Raw genomic sequence first — 17,796 nt, 5'->3', positions numbered from 1 at the left:
ACAGACGAACCGGGAGTCGCCATCGAACCGGAGGGGTCGTGGCGGGATGACCGAGCGCAGCGTGCCAAGCAGCACACTGACGGCGCGATGAAGCAGACAGTGTCCACTACGCGAGCACGGCCATCCCGCCACGACCCCGCCACCCCCACAACCGGAAAGGCGAAGAAGGAACCGCCAGTACAGGGAGGGGGCGGCGGGCGCTAGCGAGAGGGAGGAGACGTCACTTCAGCCCGTTGTCCAGGGCCGTCATCAACGTCCCCGAGGGGGTGTCGCCGGCCATCTCCCAGACCATGCCCCCGAGCAACCCCTTCGACTTCAGCCAGGCGGTCTTCTTGCCGATCGACCAGACGTCGTCGAAGCTCCACCACTGCCCGCCGTTACCGGTGTAGCCATAGGTGGAGATGGACTGCTCATCGTGGTGCACGGTGAGATTGGGAACGTTCACCATCATGTTGTGGTAGCCCCTGATCCCGGCCTCCTCCGGGAACTGCCCGGTAGCCGCCCCATTGGCAGCCTGCCACTCACCCTTGGCACCCCCGTCGGCGACCTCCTTCCAGCCCCGCCCGTAGAACGGGAACCCGATGGTGAGCTTGCGCGGATTGACCCCCGCGTCCAGATACGTCTGGACGGCCCGCTCGACGCTGAAGTCGAAGGCGTACGGGTCCTGCGCGTCCCGGTGCAGATTCGCCTGGTGCCCGGTGCGCTTGGGCTCCCAGGAGTTGTCGCTGCCGGAGCCATGGAAGTCGTACCCCTGGACATTGGCGAAGTCGAGATAGTCGAAGATCTTCTTGATGTCCCACCCGGCCTCGATCTTCGCGGGGTCGGCAGGGGTGAAGGCGGTCAGGAGCTTGTGGGCACCACCGGTCGCGTCGAGCTGCTTGCGGAACTCGGCGAGCAGAGCCGTCAGATTGTCCTTGTCGGCGGCTCCGTAGTGGTTGCCGGGATGGCCTTCGGAGCCGGGCCACTCCCAGTCGATGTCGATGCCGTCGAAGACGCCCGCACCGGTGCCGGGCCCGCCCGCGCCACCGGCGAGGGGAAGGTCCCCCTTGATCCAGGTGTCGACGCAGGACTTGACGAACTTCGCCCGGGACGCGGGCGTCGCCGCCGCGTCGGAGAAGAACTTGGAGAACGTCCAGCCGCCGAGCGAGACGACGACCTTCAGGTGCGGGTGCTTGGCCTTGAGCTTCTTCAGCTGGTTGAAGTTGCCGCGCAGCTTGCCCCACCCGTCGTCCGCGACGCCGTCCACAGACTGGGCGGCGGAGAAGGCACGGCCGTAGTCGGCCTCGGCGTCCCCCGCGCCGGTGCCCTCGTCGGGGTCCTGGGGGTTGCCGGAGACGCCCTTGGTCACCCCGGCCTGGCAGGTGAAGTTCTTGGGGTCGACGTTCTCGAAGGCGTAGTTGATGACGTCGAGTTTGGCGGCGGCGCCGGAGGTGTCCAGGTTCTTCACGAAGTACTGGCGGCCGTAGATGCCCCACTGCGCGAAGTAGCCGACGGCGAGGTGGTTGCCGGGCCCGGCGGAGTCCTCCGTGGTGACCTTCACGGCGTTCGACGCGGGCGATTCGTTGTCGGCGGTGTCACGCGCCTTCACGGTGAAGGTGTAGGCGGTGGCGGGGGTGAGCCCCTCGACGGTGGCGGTGGTGGCCGAGGCGGGCACGGTCTTGGCCAGTGTGCCGCCGCGGTAGATGTCGTAGGCGGCGACGGCCACGTTGTCCGTGGACTTGTCCCAGGCCAGCGTCGCCGAGACCTGCGTCTTGCCGGTGGCGCGCAGGGCGCCGGGCGCGCTCGGCGGGGTCGGGTCGGTCGCGGGGTCGACGGTGGTGGCGGTGACCGCGGGGCTCAGGGGGCTGGTGTTGCCGCGCCGGTCCTTGGCGCGGACGGTGAAGGTGTAGCGGGTGGCGGGGGTCAGGTCGGTGACGGTCGCACCGTTGGTCGCCGAGGTCGCGACCACGCTGTCACCGCTGAGGACCTCGTACGTCGTCACCGGGTAGTCGCCCGCGCCGGCCGGGGGCCAGCTCAGGGAGATGGTGCGGGAGGTGGCGGTGGTGACGGTGGGGGCGCCGGGCGCGGACGGCGGCTTGTCCGGGGTGCCGTCGCACTTGTCGCCGTTGATCGTGCACCCCGTGGGGGTGCCGATGGGTCCGTTGCCGGTGAAGAAGTAGCTGTAGGGCTCGGTCGTGCCGCCCGCGGGGACCCGACCGTTGTAGTACGCGTTCTTCACGGTGACGTGGCGCCCGGAGACGGTGGCCTCGCCGTGCGTGTGGCCGCTGACGGTGACGCCCGCGGGCAGGTCGAACTCGAGGGTCCAGCCGGAGGCCGCGGCGGAGCCGCTGTTGCGGACGACGTACTTGCCCTGCCAGGAGGAACCGCTGCCCTCCGTGGTGAAGGCGGCGGTGAGGGTGCCCGCCGAGGGGGCCGCGCTCGCGGTCAGGGCGGTGAGCAGGGAGGCGGGGAGCAGCAGGGCCGCGCACAGCACGGCGGTCCTGCCGCGCAGGGCCGTGGTCACTCTTCGTAAGAGTCCTGGTGTGTTCTTGGTTCCTCTTCCGGTGGGGGTCATGACTCTCCAGGGATACGGGATTAGGCGTACATGACAACTCTCGACCGTACTAGGTCTGGACCAATCCCCATACCCCTGCCGCGCGGGGCTCCGGCCGGTGCGTCAGGCAGAATCGGCCCCATGACGAGCGACCCGCAGCCCACACCGCCGGAGCAGGACCCCACGTACAAGGACCGCGTGCACCGTTCGCACGCGGGCATCGCCGGTGGTGTGCTGCTGCTCGCGATCGGCGTCTGGCTCGGTGTCGACGCGCTGGTCCGGGGCGAGGGGAACACGCCGTGGATCGCCCTCGCCGGACTGCTCTTCGCGGTGCCGCTCGTCATCGCCTACACGCTGCGGCCCGCGGTGTTCGCCAACGAGGACCGGCTGCGCGTCCGCAACCCGTTCCGCACGATCACGCTGCCCTGGGGCGCGATCTCCGGGCTGCGCTCCGGGTACTCGAACGAGGTCTTCACGCAGGACGGCACCAAGTACCAGCTGTGGGCCGTGCCCGTGTCCCTGCGGGGCCGCAAGAAGGCCGCGCGGCGGCACGCCCAGCAGGTCGCGTCGGACGACCCCATGGCCAGCCGCATCCGCCCCGGCGCCCCGGGCGCGACCTCGCCGAACACTCGGGACGCGGGGGACCAGGCCATGGACGACCTGCGCGAGATCGCCGAGCGGCGCGAGAACGCGGAGGCCGCGCAGGGTGAGCCGGTGGTGCGCTGGGCGTACGAGATCCTGGGGCCGTGCGCGGCGGGCGGGGTGCTGCTCGCGGTGCTGCTCGCGGTGAGCTGAAGCAAGGCGACCGCGACCACGAGACAAATCGAGGCAGCAACCACGACACAGATCAAGGCGGCCCCAGCCACACAAGCAGCATGTGCCCCCCGAACGCGGCAGACGCAAGCGCCGCCGCCGTGAGCACGGCGGTGGCCGCGCGCAGCCGGGCCCGGGCGAGGGCGAGCGCCACCGGCAGGAGCAGCGGGAAGGCGGGCAGCAGGAAGCGGGCGCGCGGGAAGTAGACGCCGCGGGAGCCGAGCACGATGGCGACCATCAGGCCCGCGAACACCAGGAGGGGCAGCGGCTGCCCGCCTCCGGTGAGGGAGAGCACGTACAGGACGAGGGCGCCGATGAGAACGATCGTCACCAGCACGAGGAACAGTTGCGGGCGCTCCACCAGGAACAGCTTCTTCATCCAGCGCAGGGTGCCGACGCCGCCGTCCCACTCGTTGTGCCACAGCTTCTGTACGGCGAAGTAGCCGTCCCAGCGGCCGAGGCGCGCCCCCACCCAGCTCACGTACGCGAGCCAGCCGAGCGGCGCGATGACCGCTCCGGCCAGGGCGCGCGCGTCGAAGCGGCGGCGCAGCGCGAGGAGCGCGGTGACCGACACGGCGGCGGCGATGGCCACCCCCGTCGGACGGGTGAGGCCCGCGAGCGCCGCGAGGGCTCCGGCCCACACCCAGCGGCCGGTGAGGACGGCGTACAGGGACCACGCGGCGAGCGCCGTGAACAGCGACTCCGTGTAGCCCATCCACTGCACGAGGGCGACCGGCAGACACGCCCAGGACGTGGCGAGGAGCACGCCGACGCGCCGCCCGTGCAGCCGGTCGCCGACCTTGAAGATCCCCCACGCGGCGAGGAACGAGGAGACGAGGGAGACCGTGAGGCCCACCGCGCCGCGCGGCGCCCACGGCACCAGCGCGTCGCCCGCCCGCAGCAGGAGCGGGAACAGCGGGAAGAACGCCAGGTTGTTCCGGTCGTAGGCGCGGCCGAGGGTGTCCGCGTAGCCGTGCGCGGCGATCCGCAGGTACCAGTCGCAGTCCCAGGACTCGGCGAGCAGGTGCCACAGCTCGCGGTGCTCGCGGTGCGCCCAGACGGCGAGGACGAGCAGGCCGAGGGCGCGGACGGCCCCGTACGCGAGGAGCGCGGGCGCCGCGTGCCGCAGCGCGGCGGCCAGGCGCCGGTGCGCGGCCGCGCGGGGCGCTGTCCCGCGGGAGCGGCGGGAGGCGGGGACGCGGGACGGCGCGGTGGCCGACGGGGAGGAGGCGGGCGGGACGTTGGTGCGGGGTCCGTACGGCACTGCGGCTCCCGGTACGAGAAGGTGCGCTACCGGTCGACCCTTCCTGAGGGACCGGCAGCGCACCGGGGAGCAGCGTCGGTTGTCGCGGCGGAACCACCCGTTCGGACGGACGGTGCGGCCGCCCACCCGTCAGGGCGTACAGGCGCCCGCCCACCCGTGAGGGCGGCTGGGCCCCGGGGCGGGCCCCGGGGAACCTCAGATGCCCGCGGCCTCCGCGAGGTCCCGCTTCAGCGCGGCGAGCAGCTCCGTCGCCTTCTCGCGGGCCCGCGGCAGCTCCGCGTGTCCGGCCACCGGCACCACGACCTCCAGATAGCACTTGAGCTTCGGCTCGGTGCCGCTGGGGCGCACGATGACGCGGGCGCCGTCGAGCGTGTACCGCAGCCCGTCGGTGGGCGGCAACGTCGCGGTGCCCTCGGTCAAATCCTCCGCGGCCGTCACGGCGAGACCGGCGAGCCGCGCCGGCTGCCGCTCCCGCAGGCGGCGCATCGCGGCCGCGATCAGCGACAGGTCCTGCACGCGGACCGAGAGCTGGTCGGTGGCGTGCAGGCCGTGTTCCACGGCGAGGTCGTCGAGGAGGTCGAGCAGGGTGCGCCCTTCCTCCTTCAGCTCGGAGGCCAGCTCCGTGATCAGCAGCGCCGCCGTGATGCCGTCCTTGTCACGTACGCCATCGGGGTCGACGCAGTAGCCGAGCGCCTCCTCGTAGCCGTACCGCAGGCCGTCGACGCGGGCGATCCACTTGAAGCCCGTCAGCGTCTCCTCGTGGTCGAGGCCCGCCTTCTCGGCGATGCGGCCGAGCAGCGACGACGACACGATCGACTCGGCGAAGGTGCGCGGCCCGTCCGGCGCGACGCCCCTGCGGACCAGGTGGGCGGCGAGCAGCGCGCCGACCTCGTCGCCGCGCAGCATCCGCCAGTCGCCGTCGCCCACCGGGACGGCCGCCGCGCAGCGGTCCGCGTCCGGGTCGTTGGCGATCACCAGGTCGGGGAGCGCCTCGCGGGCCGTGGCGAACGCCAGGTCCATCGCGCCCGGCTCCTCCGGGTTGGGGAAGGCGACCGTCGGGAAGTCCGGGTCGGGCTCCGCCTGCTCGGCGACGAGCACCGGCGCGGGGAAACCGGCCCGCGCGAAAGCCGCCAGCAGGGTGTCCTTGCCGACGCCGTGCATCGCCGTGTAGACGGTGCGGGCGGCGCGCGGGGAACCGGGGGCCAGGACGGCGTCCGTGCGGGCCAGATAGGCCTCCAGGACGTCCTCACCGAGGGTCTCCCAGCCGCTCTCGGGACGCGGTACGTCGTCGAGGCCGCGCACCGCCGCGATCTCGGCGGCGATCTCCGCGTCGGCGGGGGGCACGATCTGCGAGCCGTCGCCCAGGTACACCTTGTAGCCGTTGTCGCGCGGCGGGTTGTGGCTCGCGGTGACCTCGACGCCCGCGACCGCGCCCAGGTGCCGTATGGCGAAGGCGAGGACGGGGGTCGGCAGCGGGCGGGGCAGGACGGCGGCGCGCAGGCCCGCGCCGGTCATCACGGCGGCGGTGTCCCTGGCGAAGTCGGCCGACTTGTACCGCGCGTCGTAGCCGACCACCACCAGGCCGCCCGCCCGGCCCTTGGCCTTCAGGTAGGCCGCGAGGCCCGCGGCCGCGCGGACGACCACGGAGCGGTTCATCCGCATGGGGCCCGCGCCCAGCTCACCGCGCAGCCCCGCGGTGCCGAACTGCAAGGTGCCCGCGAACCGGGCGGCGAGATCGTCGAGGGCGGCCGGGGTGCCCGGCGCCGCGTCGAGCAGTTCGGCCAGTTCCTCGCGGGTCTCGGGGTCCGGGTCCTCGGCGAGCCATGCCTTGGCCCGGGCGATGAGTTCTGCGTGGTCCTGCACGTGTGGTCGGCCTCTCCGTGAAGGGTCGTTCTCGTACGGCGTGTACGCGTCCGGGCGCGCACCCCGCGCGGCGCTCGGTGCCACGCGGGGGGCCTGCCGGGTCAGATGCGGCCCAGGACCTGTCCGAGCAGCTCACCCATGCGGGTGGCGGAGTCGCGGCCGGCCTGGAGGACCTCTTCGTGGTTCAGCGGCTCGCCCGTCATGCCCGCGGCGAGGTTGGTCACCAGGGAGATGCCGAGGACCTCCGCGCCTGCCTCGCGGGCCGCGATGGCCTCCAGGACCGTCGACATGCCGACCAGGTCCGCGCCGATGGTACGAGCCATGCGGATCTCCGCGGGGGTCTCGTAGTGCGGGCCGGGGAACTGGGCGTACACGCCCTCTTCGAGGGTCGGGTCGATCTCCTTGCACAGCGCGCGCAGGCGCGGCGAGTACAGGTCGGTGAGGTCCACGAAGTTCGCGCCGACGATCGGGGATGTCGCCGTCAGGTTCAGGTGGTCGCTGATCAGGACGGGCTGGCCGGGGCGCATGCCCTCGCGCAGGCCGCCGCAGCCGTTGGTCAGCACGATCGTCTTGCAGCCCGCGGCGACCGCGGTCCGCACGCCGTGTGCGACGGCGGCGACGCCGCGGCCCTCGTAGTAGTGCGTACGGCCCAGGTAGACCAGGGCGCGCTTCGCACCGACCTTGAAGGAGCGGATGCGGCCGCCGTGGCCCTCGACGGCGGGCGGCGGGAAGCCCGGCAGCTCGGTGACGAGGAACTCGGCCTCCGGGGCGCCGAGGGCGTCCACGGCCGGGGCCCAGCCGGAGCCCATCACGAGGGCGACGTCGTGGGTCTCTGCGCCGGTCAGCTCGCGCAGGCGTGCGGCGGCGGCGTCGGCGGCGGCGTACGGGTCGCCCTGGATGTCTTCCGGAATAACTGAAGCGTTCACGCCGACGAGGGTAGCCGGTTCGGCCCTACGCGCGTAGATGACGATGCCCACGGGTTGGCGATCGTTGTCTTGTCGTTTCCCACGAGCGGCACGCCCACCGCTCCCTCGCGGGACGCCCCAGACCCGCCCCTTCCCGAACCAGGTGGCTTGGCGCCCCCTGGGACCCCGCCTCTTTCGGCGCTGCGCGCCTTGTCCTCAAGCGCCGGACGGGCTGGGGGGTGGGTGTCGCGCGGGGGTGGGTGGGGAGTCACCGCCCGGTGGGGGTTTGTCGCGCTGACGCGCTCGTCCTCAATCGCCGGACGGGCTGGAGGGGGCTGGGGGTGCTGCGCGGCTGGTGGGGGGTTGCCGTCGGGCGGGGTTGGTTGCGTTGCGCGCCCGTCCTCAGATGCCGGTCGGGCTTGGGGGTGCCGGGGTGGGCTGGAAGGGCCCGCACCGGCGACGCATCGAGCCTGTCCGGCGCTTGAGGACAAGCGCGTCAGCGCGGGTAAGGGCGGGTGGGTGGGGAAGAGCCCGTCCGGCGTCTGAGGACGAGCGCGTCAGCGCGGGAATGGGCGGGTGGGTGGGGAAGAGCCCGTCCGGCGATTGAGGACGAGCGCGGAGGGCGTGGGAAGGGCGGGTGGGTGGGGGAGAGGCGTGGTCAGCAGGGGCGCTTGCGGAGGTTCATGACGTAGTCGTGGGGGGCACCCGCGGAGTCCGCCGCGTCAGCGATCTCCCCGAGGTAACGGGCGGACGGCAACCCACCCTCGTACCCGTTGAGGACATACACCCAGGCAGCCTCCTCACCCTCAAGGGTATGCACCCGCACCCGCATCCGCCGGTAGATGTCGAGCCCGACCCCCTCCCACCGGTCCATGGAGTCCTCGTCCATCGGCGCGATGTCGTACAGCGCGACGAACACCTGCGACCGCGGCGCCTCGACGATGGTCGCGAGCGCGCCTTCCCAGCCCATGTGCTCGCCCCCGAACGTCAGTCGCCAGTCGTTGAGCCAGCCGGTCGCGCGCAGCGGCGAGTGCGGGGCGCGGCGCGTCATCAGCCGCGCGTCGAGATTGCCGGCGTACGCGGCGTAGAGCGACATGGGTCCGAGGGTACGGCAGCCCGGCGCCCCCCTCCCGCCGCACCGGTCACAGTGGTGGCGGCGACGACGTCGGGAGGCGGAGCGGGGGAGCGGTCACCGCAATGGCCGCCGCCGGACGGGCCCCGGGGGTACGGGCCGCGCGGCCGTGCGGGACAATGGAGTACGTGACTCGGATCGTGATCATTGGTGGCGGACCCGGCGGATACGAGGCGGCCCTGGTGGCCGCCCAGCTCGGCGCGGAGGTGACCGTCGTCGACTGCGACGGTCTTGGCGGGGCGTCGGTGCTCACCGACTGCGTACCGTCGAAGACTCTGATTGCGACGGCCGAGGTGATGACCACCTTCGACTCCTCGTACGAGGAACTCGGCATCATCGTCGAGGACGACACCCCGCACATCGACCAGGCGGCCCGCGTCGTGGGCGTCGATCTCGGCAAGGTGAACCGGCGCGTCAAGCGGCTCGCGCTCGCCCAGTCGCACGACATCACGGCCTCCGTCACGCGCGCCGGCGCCCGGGTCCTGCGCGGCCGCGGCCGCCTGGAGGGCCAGCAGGCCATGGACGGGTCGCGGACCGTCGTCGTGCGCGCCGCCGACGGGTCCGAGGAGCGGCTCACCGCCGACGCCGTCCTGATCGCGACCGGCGGGCACCCGCGCGAGCTGCCCGACGCCCAGCCCGACGGCGAGCGCATCCTCAACTGGACGCAGGTGTACGACCTCGACGAGCTGCCCGAGGAGCTCATCGTGGTCGGCTCGGGCGTGACGGGCGCCGAGTTCGCCGGTGCCTACCAGGCGCTCGGCTCGCGGGTCACGCTCGTGTCGTCGCGCGACCGGGTGCTCCCCGGGGAGGACCCCGACGCCGCCGCGGTCCTAGAGGACGTCTTCCGGCGGCGTGGCATGAACGTGATGGGGCGCACCCGTGCCGCCTCCGCCAAGCGCGTGGGCGACCGCGTCGAGGTCACGCTGGCCGACGGCCGGGTCATCTCGGGATCGCACTGCCTGATGGCCGTCGGCGCCATCCCCAACAGCGAGGGGATGGGCCTGGAGGAGGCCGGGGTCAAGGTCAAGGAGTCCGGGCACATCTGGACCGACCGGGTGTCGAGGACCTCCGCCCCCGGTGTGTACGCCGCCGGTGACGTCACCGGCATCTTCGCGCTCGCCTCGGTGGCCGCCATGCAGGGGCGCATCGCGATGTACCACTTCCTGGGCGACGCGGTGACGCCGCTGAACCTGAAGACCGTCTCCTCGAACGTCTTCACGGACCCCGAGATCGCGACCGTCGGCTACAGCCAGGCCGACGTCGACGCCGGCAAGATCGACGCCCGGGTCGTCAAGCTCCCCCTCCTGCGCAACCCGCGCGCGAAGATGCAGGGCATCCGGGACGGCTTCGTCAAGATCTTCTGCCGTCCGGGTACGGGCATCGTGGTCGGCGGTGTGATCGTGGCGCCGCGCGCCTCGGAACTGATCCACCCGATCTCGATCGCGGTCGACAACAATCTGACGGTCGAGCAGATCGCCAATGCCTTCACCGTGTATCCGTCGCTTTCGGGCTCGATCGCCGAAGTCGCGCGCCAGCTGCACACCCGGAAGACCGAGGGCGAGGCCTGATCTCCCGCCCCGCCGCACGGCCGCCGGACGGCGCCTCGGCCGCCCGTGCGGCCGGGTCCGACTCCACGCAGGTCACAGCCTGTTGCCGCGCTTTCGCCTGGCATAGGCGGGGAGACTACCTCCTATACCACTTCTACCCCTGCTGAGCGAACATCTTCTGTAATTCGGCGCAAACTGCTGAAAGCAGACGGTCGTTGGGGTTACTGTCAGTTTCGTGTTCGCTGCAGAACGTCGCCAATTGATCCTCGAAATGGTGCGGGCCAACGGAGCGGTGTCGCTCCGTGAGCTCGCCCGCGTCGTCCAGACCTCCGAAGTGACCGTACGGCGGGACGTGCGCGCGCTGGAGGCAGAAGGACTCCTCGACCGCCGGCACGGCGGTGCGGTATTGCCGGGCGGATTCACGCGGGAGTCCGGCTTTCCGCAGAAATCGCATCTCGCGTCCGCCGAGAAGACGGCCATCGCCGATCTCGCGGCGGGTCTCGTCGAAGAGGGCGAAGCCATCGTCGTCGGGGCGGGGGCGACCACGCAGGAGCTGGCCCGCCGGCTCGCGCGGGTGCCCGGCCTCACCGTGGTCACCAACTCCCTCCTGGTGGCCCAGGCACTCGCCCACGCCAACCGCGTCGAAGTCGTCATGACCGGCGGCACGCTGCGCGGGTCCAACTACGCGCTGGTGGGCAGCGGGGCCGAGCAGTCCCTGCAAGGCCTCAGGGTGTCGCGGGCGTTCCTGTCGGGCAGCGGCCTGACCGCCGAGCGCGGCCTCTCCACCTCCAACATGCTGTCGGCCAGCGTCGATCGCGCGCTGGTGCAGGCCGCCGCGGAGGTGGTGGTCCTCGCCGACCACACCAAGCTGGGCACCGACACGATGTTCCAGACGGTGCCCACGGACGTCATCACCCGCCTCGTCACGGACGAGCCGCCGCCGCACGACGACCGCGCGGCGACCGAGTTGCAGGCCCTGGCGGACCAGGGCGTGCAGATCGCGGTCACCGGGGCGTCGACGGGCCCCGGCCAGGCCCCCGGAGTTGACTCCGTCCCGGCGGGCCGACAGCACCGCAGGGACGTGCCGCTGCCCGGTCAACGCCGGGGGCACGGGGGCCATGGCGGGGGGCCCGGCTCGGGGCCGCAGCTGCGGAGCGCTTCCGTCCTCGGGGAGCAGACGGCGGGGGAGCGGGCGGCTCGGGTGGCGGACTTGCGGCGCCGATAGGTCTGGCCCCTGGGCCTTGGGCGGGGTGGGGGGCTGGTGGTCCCCCTGGGCCCCCCTGGGGTTTGTCGCGCTGCGCGCTCGTCCTCAAGCGCCGGACGGGCTGGGACTGTGCTGCGGGCTCGTCCTTGAGCGGCGGACGGGCTGGGACGGCTGCGGGTTTGGCCTTGAGCGGTGACGGGCTGGGTTGCTGGGCGGTTGTCGCGCTGGCGCGCTCGTCCTCAAGCGCCGGACGGGCTGGAATGGCCGGTCGTTTGTCGCTCTGCGGGTGGGCTGGGGGTTTGTCGCGCTGGCGCGCTCGTCCTCAAGCGCCGGACGGGCTGGGACGGCTGCGGGCTTGGCCTTGAGCGGTGGGTGGGGTGGGGCTGCTCTGGGTGTCAGGTGGGTGGGTTTGGTTTTAGGCCTCGGAGGGTCAGTAGGAGGAGGCGGTCGGCCAGTTGGGGGTCGTCGGGGGTTTCCTCCGCGGCCAGGGCGATGGCGTTCGTCAGTTGGAGCAGGTCGTCGATGGCGACGCCCTCGCGGATCGCGCCCGCCTCCTGGGCGCGGGTCAGGAGTGCGGTGCCCGCCTCGTGCATCGGGCGGCTGCACCTGGCCAGGGCCGAGCTGCTGTCGCGGGACGCCGACATCAGGGCCCTCGCGAGACCGCGGTACTCACCCGCATGGGTGATGATGGCGCGCAGCCACTCCACCAGGGCCGCGCAGGGCCTCGGGGCGTCGAGCAGGGCGTGGGAACGGGTGAGCAGGTCGTGCACCGCGTCCTCGAAGACGGCGCTCAGCAGGGCGTGGCGGGTGGGGAAGTGGCGGTACAGCGTGCCGATGCCCACGCCCGCGCGGCGGGCCACGTCCTCCAGGGACGTGTCCGTGCCGTGTTCGGCGAACGCGGCACGGGCCTCGCTCAGGAGCCGCTGATGGTTGCGGCGGGCGTCGGCACGCATGTCTCGTCTCCTCGCAGGGGCGCCCCGGCCCCACCCCTTCCCGAAACCGGGGCCGAGCCCCGGCCCCCGCTCCTCGATCGCCGCGGCGCTCTCAGCGGGGGCCCGGGGCGCGGCCGCCGGTCAGTCCTTGATCTCGCAGATGACAGCGCCCGACGTCAGGGAGGCACCCACCTCCGCGAGGAGCCCCTTGACCGTGCCGGAGCGGTGCGCGTTCAGGGGCTGCTCCATCTTCATGGCCTCAAGGACCACGATGAGGTCACCCTCCTGGACCTCCTGCCCCTCCTCCACCGCGACCTTGACGATCGTGCCCTGCATCGGCGAGGCGAGCGTGTCACCGGACGCGGCGGGTCCCGACTTCTTCGCGGCCCGCCGCTTCGGCTTGGCGCCAGCCGCGAGGCCGGTCCGGGCCAGGGACATGCCGAGCGACGACGGCAGCGACACCTCGAGGCGCTTGCCGCCGACCTCGACGACCACGGTCTCGCGGCCCGTCTCGTCCTCGGCCTCGGTGTCCGTCGCCGCGGAGAAGGCGGGGATGTCGTTGACGAACTCGGTCTCGATCCAGCGGGTGTGGACCGTGAACGGGTCCGTGGAGCCGGACAGTTCGGGCGCGAACGCCGGGTCGGCGACGACCTTGCGGTGGAAGGGGATGGCGGTGGCCATGCCCTCGACCTCGAACTCGGCCAGGGCGCGCGCGGCACGCTGGAGCGCCTGCTGCCGGGTGGCGCCGGTGATGACGAGCTTCGCGAGCAGCGAGTCCCACGCGGGGCCGATGACCGAGCCGGACTCGACGCCCGCGTCCAGGCGCACGCCGGGGCCCGACGGCGGCGCGAACGACGTCACCGTGCCGGGCGCGGGCAGGAAGTTGCGGCCCGGGTCCTCGCCGTTGATGCGGAACTCGAAGGAGTGGCCGCGCAACTTCGGGTCGTCGTAGCCGAGTTCCTCGCCGTCGGCGATGCGGAACATCTCCCTGACCAGGTCGATCCCGGAGACCTCCTCGGTGACCGGGTGCTCCACCTGGAGACGGGTGTTGACCTCGAGGAAGGAGATCGTGCCGTCCACGCCGACCAGGAACTCCACGGTGCCCGCGCCGACGTAGCCCGCCTCGCGCAGGATCGCCTTGGACGCGCGGTACAGCTCGGCGTTCTGCTCCTCGGACAGGAACGGCGCCGGGGCCTCCTCGACGAGCTTCTGGTGGCGGCGCTGGAGGGAGCAGTCACGGGTGGAGACGACCACCACGTTGCCGTGCGTGTCGGCCAGGCACTGGGTCTCCACGTGCCGCGGCTTGTCCAGGTAGCGCTCCACGAAGCACTCGCCGCGGCCGAACGCCGCGACGGCCTCGCGCACCGCGGAGTCGTACAGCTCCGGCACCTCTTCGAGGGTGCGGGCCACCTTCAGACCGCGGCCGCCACCGCCGAACGCCGCCTTGATCGCGATCGGCAGGCCGTTCTCCTCGGCGAACGCCACCACCTCGTCGGCGCCCGCGACCGGATCCGGCGTGCCCGCGACCAGCGGGGCGCCCGCGCGCTGCGCGATGTGCCGCGCCGCGACCTTGTCACCGAGGTCCCTGATCGCCTGCGGCGGCGGGCCGATCCAGATCAGGCCCGCGTCCAGGACCGCCTGGGCGAACTCCGCGTTCTCGGAGAGAAAGCCGTAACCGGGGTGGACCGCGTCCGCCCCGGAGTCCTCGGCGGCGGTGAGCACCTTCGCCATGTCCAGATAACTGGTCGCCGGAGTGTCACCACCAAGGGCGAACGCCTCGTCCGCGGCCCGCACATGCAGTGCGTCCCGGTCGGGTTCCGCGTAGACGGCAACGCTCGCGATCCCGGCATCCCGGCACGCCCGGGCGACCCGGACAGCGATTTCGCCACGGTTGGCGATGAGCACCTTGCGCACGATGGCTCCCTCCTTGAAACAAGCCGAGTTTAGGGACTGCCGACACGACCCCACGACCCGTCCCCAATGGTGAGCTTGCCCACACGGAGCGTGATCCGAGGTCGGTCGATCCCCGAAATCCCTTGTCGCACCGTGGTACGCAGGGCCCTTCCCCGGCAGCCTAGCCCTCAGGTGTGGCCAAGGTCTCTGTGAGGCCGTGCTGCGGCGGACGGTCATTCTTTGTGGAGTCCCTACGAATGGCCCAATGATTCTTTGCCCGGGGCTCGGGCCTTGTCCCTCGGTTTACCCGTTAGTAGTGTCCGGATGTCTTGTACGTACTAGGGGTAACAGCTGCCGGTGGAGAGTGGGTGGACGCCGTGGCGCGCAGACCAGTGGCATGGGCGGGCGCGGTCGCGCTCTGGGCGGAAGCGGTCGGTACGGCGCTGCTCAACTGGTTCCTCGGCCTCGCCGTCGACGAGCAGGACATGTCGCTCGCCGGGCTCGACCCGCACACGATGACCGTGTCCACGTGGATCGCGGGCGCCGTCTTCGGGCTCTACCTCACGCTGTGCGGCCTCGTGCTCGCCCGCGTCGCCGTCCGCGACCGCGGGCCCGGCAGCTCCGGAAGGATCCTGCTGATCAGTGCCGCCGTCGTGCACGCGCTGCTCGGAGCCTTCGCCATCGGTCTGGTGGGCTGGCTCGCCTTCGTCTCCCTGATGGTCGTGCTCGGGCTCATCGTGCTGACCCTCGTCGCGTACGACCGCCCGTTCAGTCCGTGCGCTCCCTCTCCCACAAGTCCGTGATCCGGACGTCCAGTTCCGCCAGGAGGCGGCGCAGCAGCGGCAGCGACAGGCCGATCACGTTGCCGTGATCGCCCTCGATGCCGTCGATGAACGGCGCCGAGCGGCCGTCCAGCGTGAACGCGCCCGCCACGTGCAGGGGCTCCCCGCTCGCCACGTACGCCGCGACCTCCTCGTCGGAGGGCTCCCCGAAGCGCACCACGGTCGACGCGGTCGCCGACACGTGGCGGCCGGAAGCCGTGTCGTACACGCAGTGCCCGGTCTGTAGGACGCCCGCCCGGCCGCGCATGTCCTTCCAGCGCGCCGTGGCCTCCTCGGCGTCCGCGGGCTTGCCGAGCGCCCGGCCGTCCAGCTCCAGCACCGAGTCGCAGCCGACGACCAGGGCGCCCTGCGTGTCCGCGCGCGCCGACACCACCGAGGCCTTCGCCTCCGCGAGGGCCTTCGCCAGCTCCGCGGGGGTCGGCGCCGTCACCGCGTCCTCGTCCACGCCGCTCACGATCACCTCGGGCGCGAGGCCCGCCTGCCGCAGCAGGCCGAGGCGGGCGGGGGACTGGGACGCCAGGACGAGGCGGCGGGGGTGATCGCTCATGCGGTCAGCCTAGCGAGCGGCGCGCCGGAACCTGAGTACGCGTACTCAGGCGCCGGGCCCTGCACCGCCGCACCATCGAGGACATGCTGTGGTCCGACCCGGAGAACGACCCGCCCGAAGACATGCGGGACATGCAGGCGAAGTTGCGCCGCGCGGGGGTTCTGCTCGCCCTGGCGATGGTGGTGGCCATGTTCGTTCTGGGGTTGATCTGAGGTGAGGTGAGATTGTCTGGTTTGGGTTTGTTTGGTTTGTTTTTAGGCTGAGTTGGTCTGTTTTTGGGTTGAGTTGGTTTGTTTCTGGGTTGAGCTGGTTTGTTTGGGGTGCGCGAGCTGGTCCGCGCCGAGACGGGCTACGCCGGCCAGTACGTCCGCCCCCACGCCGCCGGGCCCGGCGCGGGCAGGCGCTCCCGTGCCACGCGTGCCGGGTCCGACCACGCCGCCGGTGCCGCGGCCGCGCCGGACGGCGTGTTCGCCGCCGCCGCGGCGCGGGCCTGGACCACCGCCAGGGCGGCCGCCAGCTCCTCGGGGGTCGGGTTGCCTCGTACGACCTTGATCACGGGTGCGTTCCTCCCAGGGAGTCGACTGTCAGTGGTCGTGGGGCGGTCATGGGGCGCCGGTCACAGCGGGATGTTGCCGTGCTTCTTCGGAGGCAGCGACTCCCGCTTCGTACGCAGGTGACGCAGGCCCCTGACCAGGTGCGACCGTGTCTCCGACGGCAGGATCACCGCGTCCACGTAGCCCCGCTCCGCCGCCGTGTACGGGTTCAGGAGCGCGTCCTCGTACTCCTGGATCAGGCGCGCCCTCGCGCTCTCCTGCTCCTCGGGGTCCCCCGCCGCCGCGATCGTGCGGCGGTGCAGGATGTTCACCGCGCCCTGCGCCCCCATCACCGCGATCTGCGCCGTCGGCCAGGCCAGGTTCAGGTCCGCGCCCAGGTGCTTGGACCCCATCACGTCGTACGCCCCGCCGAACGCCTTCCGCGTGATCACCGTGATCAGCGGGACGGTCGCCTCCGCGTACGCGTAGATCAGCTTCGCGCCGCGGCGGATGATGCCCGTGTGCTCCTGGTCCACGCCCGGCAGGAAGCCCGGCACGTCCACGAACGTGATCACCGGTACGTTGAACGCGTCGCACGTACGCACGAAACGTGCCGCCTTCTCGGACGCGTCGATGTCCAGGCAACCCGCGAACTGCATCGGCTGGTTCGCCACCAGGCCCACCGGGTGGCCCTCCACCCGGCCGAAGCCCGTGATGATGTTCGGCGCGAACAGCGGCTGCGTCTCGAAGAACTCCGCGTCGTCCAGGACGTGTTCCAGGACCGTGTGCATGTCGTACGGCTGGTTCGCGCTGTCCGGCACGAGCGTGTCGAGGCTCAGGTCCTCCGGCGTCGGCTCCAGGTCCGCCTCCTCGGGGAACGCCGAAGGCTCGGTGAGGTTGTTCGACGGGAGGTAGGACAGCAACGACTTGACGTACTCGATAGCGTCCTTCTCGTCGCCCGCCATGTGGTGCGCCACGCCCGACGTCGAGTTGTGCGTGCGCGCGCCGCCCAGCTCCTCGAAGCCGACGTCCTCGCCCGTGACCGTCTTGATGACGTCCGGGCCCGTGATGAACATGTGCGACGTCTGGTCCACCATGACCGTGAAGTCCGTGATCGCCGGGGAGTAGACCGCGCCGCCCGCGCACGGGCCCACCACCAGGCTGATCTGGGGGATCACGCCGGACGCGTGGGTGTTGCGGCGGAAGATCTCGCCGTACATCCCGAGCGCCATCACGCCCTCCTGGATGCGTGCGCCGCCCGAGTCGTTGATGCCGATCACCGGGCAGCCCGTCTTCAGGGCGAAGTCCATGACCTTCACGATCTTCTGGCCGAAGACCTCGCCGAGGGCGCCGCCGAACACGGTGAAATCCTGCGAGAACACCGCCACCGGGCGGCCGTCGACCGTGCCGTAGCCCGTCACCACGCCGTCCCCGTACGGGCGGTTCTCCTCCAGGCCGAAGCTCGTGGAGCGGTGCCTCGCGAACTCGTCCAGCTCCACGAAGGAGCCCTCGTCGAGCAGCAGTTCCACCCGCTCCCGCGCGGTCAGCTTGCCCTTCGCGTGCTGCTTCTCCACCGCCCGCGCGGAGCCCGCGTGCTTCGCCTCCTCCATACGGTGGCGGAGGTCCGCCAATTTGCCCGCTGTCGTGTGGATGTCGTGCTTGTCCGCGTTCTGGCCTTCCGCCGGGGAACTCTGCTCCGGCGGCGCGGACTGCTCGTTGGGCACTTGCGGCTCGGACATCGGGGCGCGGCTCCCTGCCTGCTCAGAGGGGACGGTGATGGCTCTCGGC

Annotated in this window: 15 protein-coding genes; 5 read left to right on the top strand and 10 right to left on the bottom strand. The window is 71.9% G+C overall.

The genetic code is table 11. From position 1 onward, the window contains the following. Positions 1–220: 220 nt before the first annotated feature. Positions 221–2,554 carry a glycosyl hydrolase family 18 protein gene (locus ACH4DX_RS12495; RefSeq protein ID WP_398155028.1) on the bottom strand — a complete coding sequence of 778 codons (2,334 nt, stop codon included), beginning with the start codon at positions 2,552–2,554 and terminating at the stop codon, positions 221–223. A gap of 120 nt (positions 2,555–2,674) precedes the next feature. Between ACH4DX_RS12495 and ACH4DX_RS12490 the strand changes: the two genes are divergently transcribed. After that, positions 2,675–3,328, top strand: coding sequence for a PH domain-containing protein (locus ACH4DX_RS12490; RefSeq protein WP_398122070.1), 654 nt, complete (start codon positions 2,675–2,677; stop codon positions 3,326–3,328). 52 nt (positions 3,329–3,380) lie between these two features. On the opposite strand, the gene ACH4DX_RS12485 is transcribed toward ACH4DX_RS12490, so the two are convergent. The 4 genes from ACH4DX_RS12485 to ACH4DX_RS12470 form a co-directional block, all read right to left on the bottom strand. Next, entirely contained in the window at positions 3,381–4,610 is a 1,230-nt protein-coding gene (locus tag ACH4DX_RS12485; RefSeq protein WP_398155027.1) for a mannosyltransferase family protein, read from the bottom strand. Between the two features lie 195 nt (positions 4,611–4,805). Then, positions 4,806–6,473: a phospho-sugar mutase gene (locus ACH4DX_RS12480; protein ID WP_398155026.1), complete on the bottom strand. Its 1,668-nt coding sequence runs from the start codon at positions 6,471–6,473 to the stop codon at positions 4,806–4,808. Positions 6,474–6,574: 101 nt separating this feature from the next. After that, complete coding sequence (locus ACH4DX_RS12475; RefSeq protein WP_398122073.1) at positions 6,575–7,399, bottom strand: purine-nucleoside phosphorylase; 825 nt, start codon at positions 7,397–7,399, stop codon at positions 6,575–6,577. A gap of 637 nt (positions 7,400–8,036) precedes the next feature. Further along, positions 8,037–8,474: a gamma-glutamylcyclotransferase gene (locus tag ACH4DX_RS12470; RefSeq protein ID WP_398122074.1), complete on the bottom strand. Its 438-nt coding sequence runs from the start codon at positions 8,472–8,474 to the stop codon at positions 8,037–8,039. A 155-nt stretch (positions 8,475–8,629) separates the two neighbouring features. Here ACH4DX_RS12470 and ACH4DX_RS12465 point away from each other — a divergent pair, with 155 nt between their 5' ends. Further along, complete coding sequence (locus ACH4DX_RS12465; RefSeq protein WP_398122075.1) at positions 8,630–10,078, top strand: NAD(P)H-quinone dehydrogenase; 1,449 nt, start codon at positions 8,630–8,632, stop codon at positions 10,076–10,078. 214 nt (positions 10,079–10,292) lie between these two features. Further along, positions 10,293–11,282: a DeoR/GlpR family DNA-binding transcription regulator gene (locus ACH4DX_RS12460; protein WP_398155025.1), complete on the top strand. Its 990-nt coding sequence runs from the start codon at positions 10,293–10,295 to the stop codon at positions 11,280–11,282. A gap of 374 nt (positions 11,283–11,656) precedes the next feature. Here ACH4DX_RS12460 and ACH4DX_RS12455 read toward each other — a convergent pair whose 3' ends face one another. Further along, entirely contained in the window at positions 11,657–12,214 is a 558-nt protein-coding gene (locus ACH4DX_RS12455) for a TetR/AcrR family transcriptional regulator (RefSeq protein WP_398155024.1), read from the bottom strand. Between the two features lie 120 nt (positions 12,215–12,334). Then, positions 12,335–14,107, bottom strand: coding sequence for an acetyl/propionyl/methylcrotonyl-CoA carboxylase subunit alpha (locus tag ACH4DX_RS12450; protein ID WP_398122078.1), 1,773 nt, complete (start codon positions 14,105–14,107; stop codon positions 12,335–12,337). A gap of 356 nt (positions 14,108–14,463) precedes the next feature. Here ACH4DX_RS12450 and ACH4DX_RS12445 point away from each other — a divergent pair, with 356 nt between their 5' ends. Further along, positions 14,464–14,889 (top strand): hypothetical protein, encoded by a 426-nt coding sequence (locus ACH4DX_RS12445; protein WP_398155023.1) that lies wholly within the window; start codon positions 14,464–14,466, stop codon positions 14,887–14,889. On the opposite strand, the gene ACH4DX_RS12440 is transcribed toward ACH4DX_RS12445, so the two are convergent. Beyond that, on the bottom strand, positions 14,855–15,475 hold the full coding sequence (locus ACH4DX_RS12440; RefSeq protein ID WP_398155022.1) for a nucleoside triphosphate pyrophosphatase: 621 nt from the start codon (positions 15,473–15,475) through the stop codon (positions 14,855–14,857). The two genes, ACH4DX_RS12445 and ACH4DX_RS12440, sit on opposite strands and share 35 nt — an antisense overlap. Positions 15,476–15,558: 83 nt before the next feature. Between ACH4DX_RS12440 and mmpB the strand changes: the two genes are divergently transcribed. Next, positions 15,559–15,687: a morphogenic membrane protein MmpB gene (gene mmpB / locus ACH4DX_RS12435; RefSeq protein WP_398122081.1), complete on the top strand. Its 129-nt coding sequence runs from the start codon at positions 15,559–15,561 to the stop codon at positions 15,685–15,687. 137 nt (positions 15,688–15,824) lie between these two features. Here mmpB and ACH4DX_RS12430 read toward each other — a convergent pair whose 3' ends face one another. Beyond that, entirely contained in the window at positions 15,825–16,031 is a 207-nt protein-coding gene (locus ACH4DX_RS12430) for an acyl-CoA carboxylase epsilon subunit (protein ID WP_398122082.1), read from the bottom strand. Positions 16,032–16,091: 60 nt separating this feature from the next. Beyond that, entirely contained in the window at positions 16,092–17,747 is a 1,656-nt protein-coding gene (locus ACH4DX_RS12425; RefSeq protein ID WP_398155021.1) for an acyl-CoA carboxylase subunit beta, read from the bottom strand. Positions 17,748–17,796: the final 49 nt, after the last annotated feature.

The organism is Streptomyces sp. NPDC017940 (assembly GCF_044328435.1).
Lineage (GTDB): Bacteria > Actinomycetota > Actinomycetes > Streptomycetales > Streptomycetaceae > Streptomyces.
Note: the sequence above shows the minus strand (reverse complement) of the source record. Positions and strands in the feature narration are given on the sequence as shown.

What these genes read in the sequence shown, in the direction of transcription:
- ACH4DX_RS12495 (WP_398155028.1), bottom strand. Translation starts at nt 2,554, where the DNA reads ATGACCCCCACCGGAAGAGGAACCAAGAACACACCAGGACTCTTACGA.
- ACH4DX_RS12465 (WP_398122075.1), top strand. Translation starts at nt 8,630, where the DNA reads ATGGAGTACGTGACTCGGATCGTGATCATTGGTGGCGGACCCGGCGGA.
- ACH4DX_RS12470 (WP_398122074.1), bottom strand. Translation starts at nt 8,474, where the DNA reads ATGTCGCTCTACGCCGCGTACGCCGGCAATCTCGACGCGCGGCTGATG.
- ACH4DX_RS12490 (WP_398122070.1), top strand. Translation starts at nt 2,675, where the DNA reads ATGACGAGCGACCCGCAGCCCACACCGCCGGAGCAGGACCCCACGTAC.
- ACH4DX_RS12455 (WP_398155024.1), bottom strand. Translation starts at nt 12,214, where the DNA reads ATGCGTGCCGACGCCCGCCGCAACCATCAGCGGCTCCTGAGCGAGGCC.
- ACH4DX_RS12425 (WP_398155021.1), bottom strand. Translation starts at nt 17,747, where the DNA reads ATGTCCGAGCCGCAAGTGCCCAACGAGCAGTCCGCGCCGCCGGAGCAG.
- mmpB (WP_398122081.1), top strand. Translation starts at nt 15,559, where the DNA reads ATGCTGTGGTCCGACCCGGAGAACGACCCGCCCGAAGACATGCGGGAC.
- ACH4DX_RS12440 (WP_398155022.1), bottom strand. Translation starts at nt 15,475, where the DNA reads ATGAGCGATCACCCCCGCCGCCTCGTCCTGGCGTCCCAGTCCCCCGCC.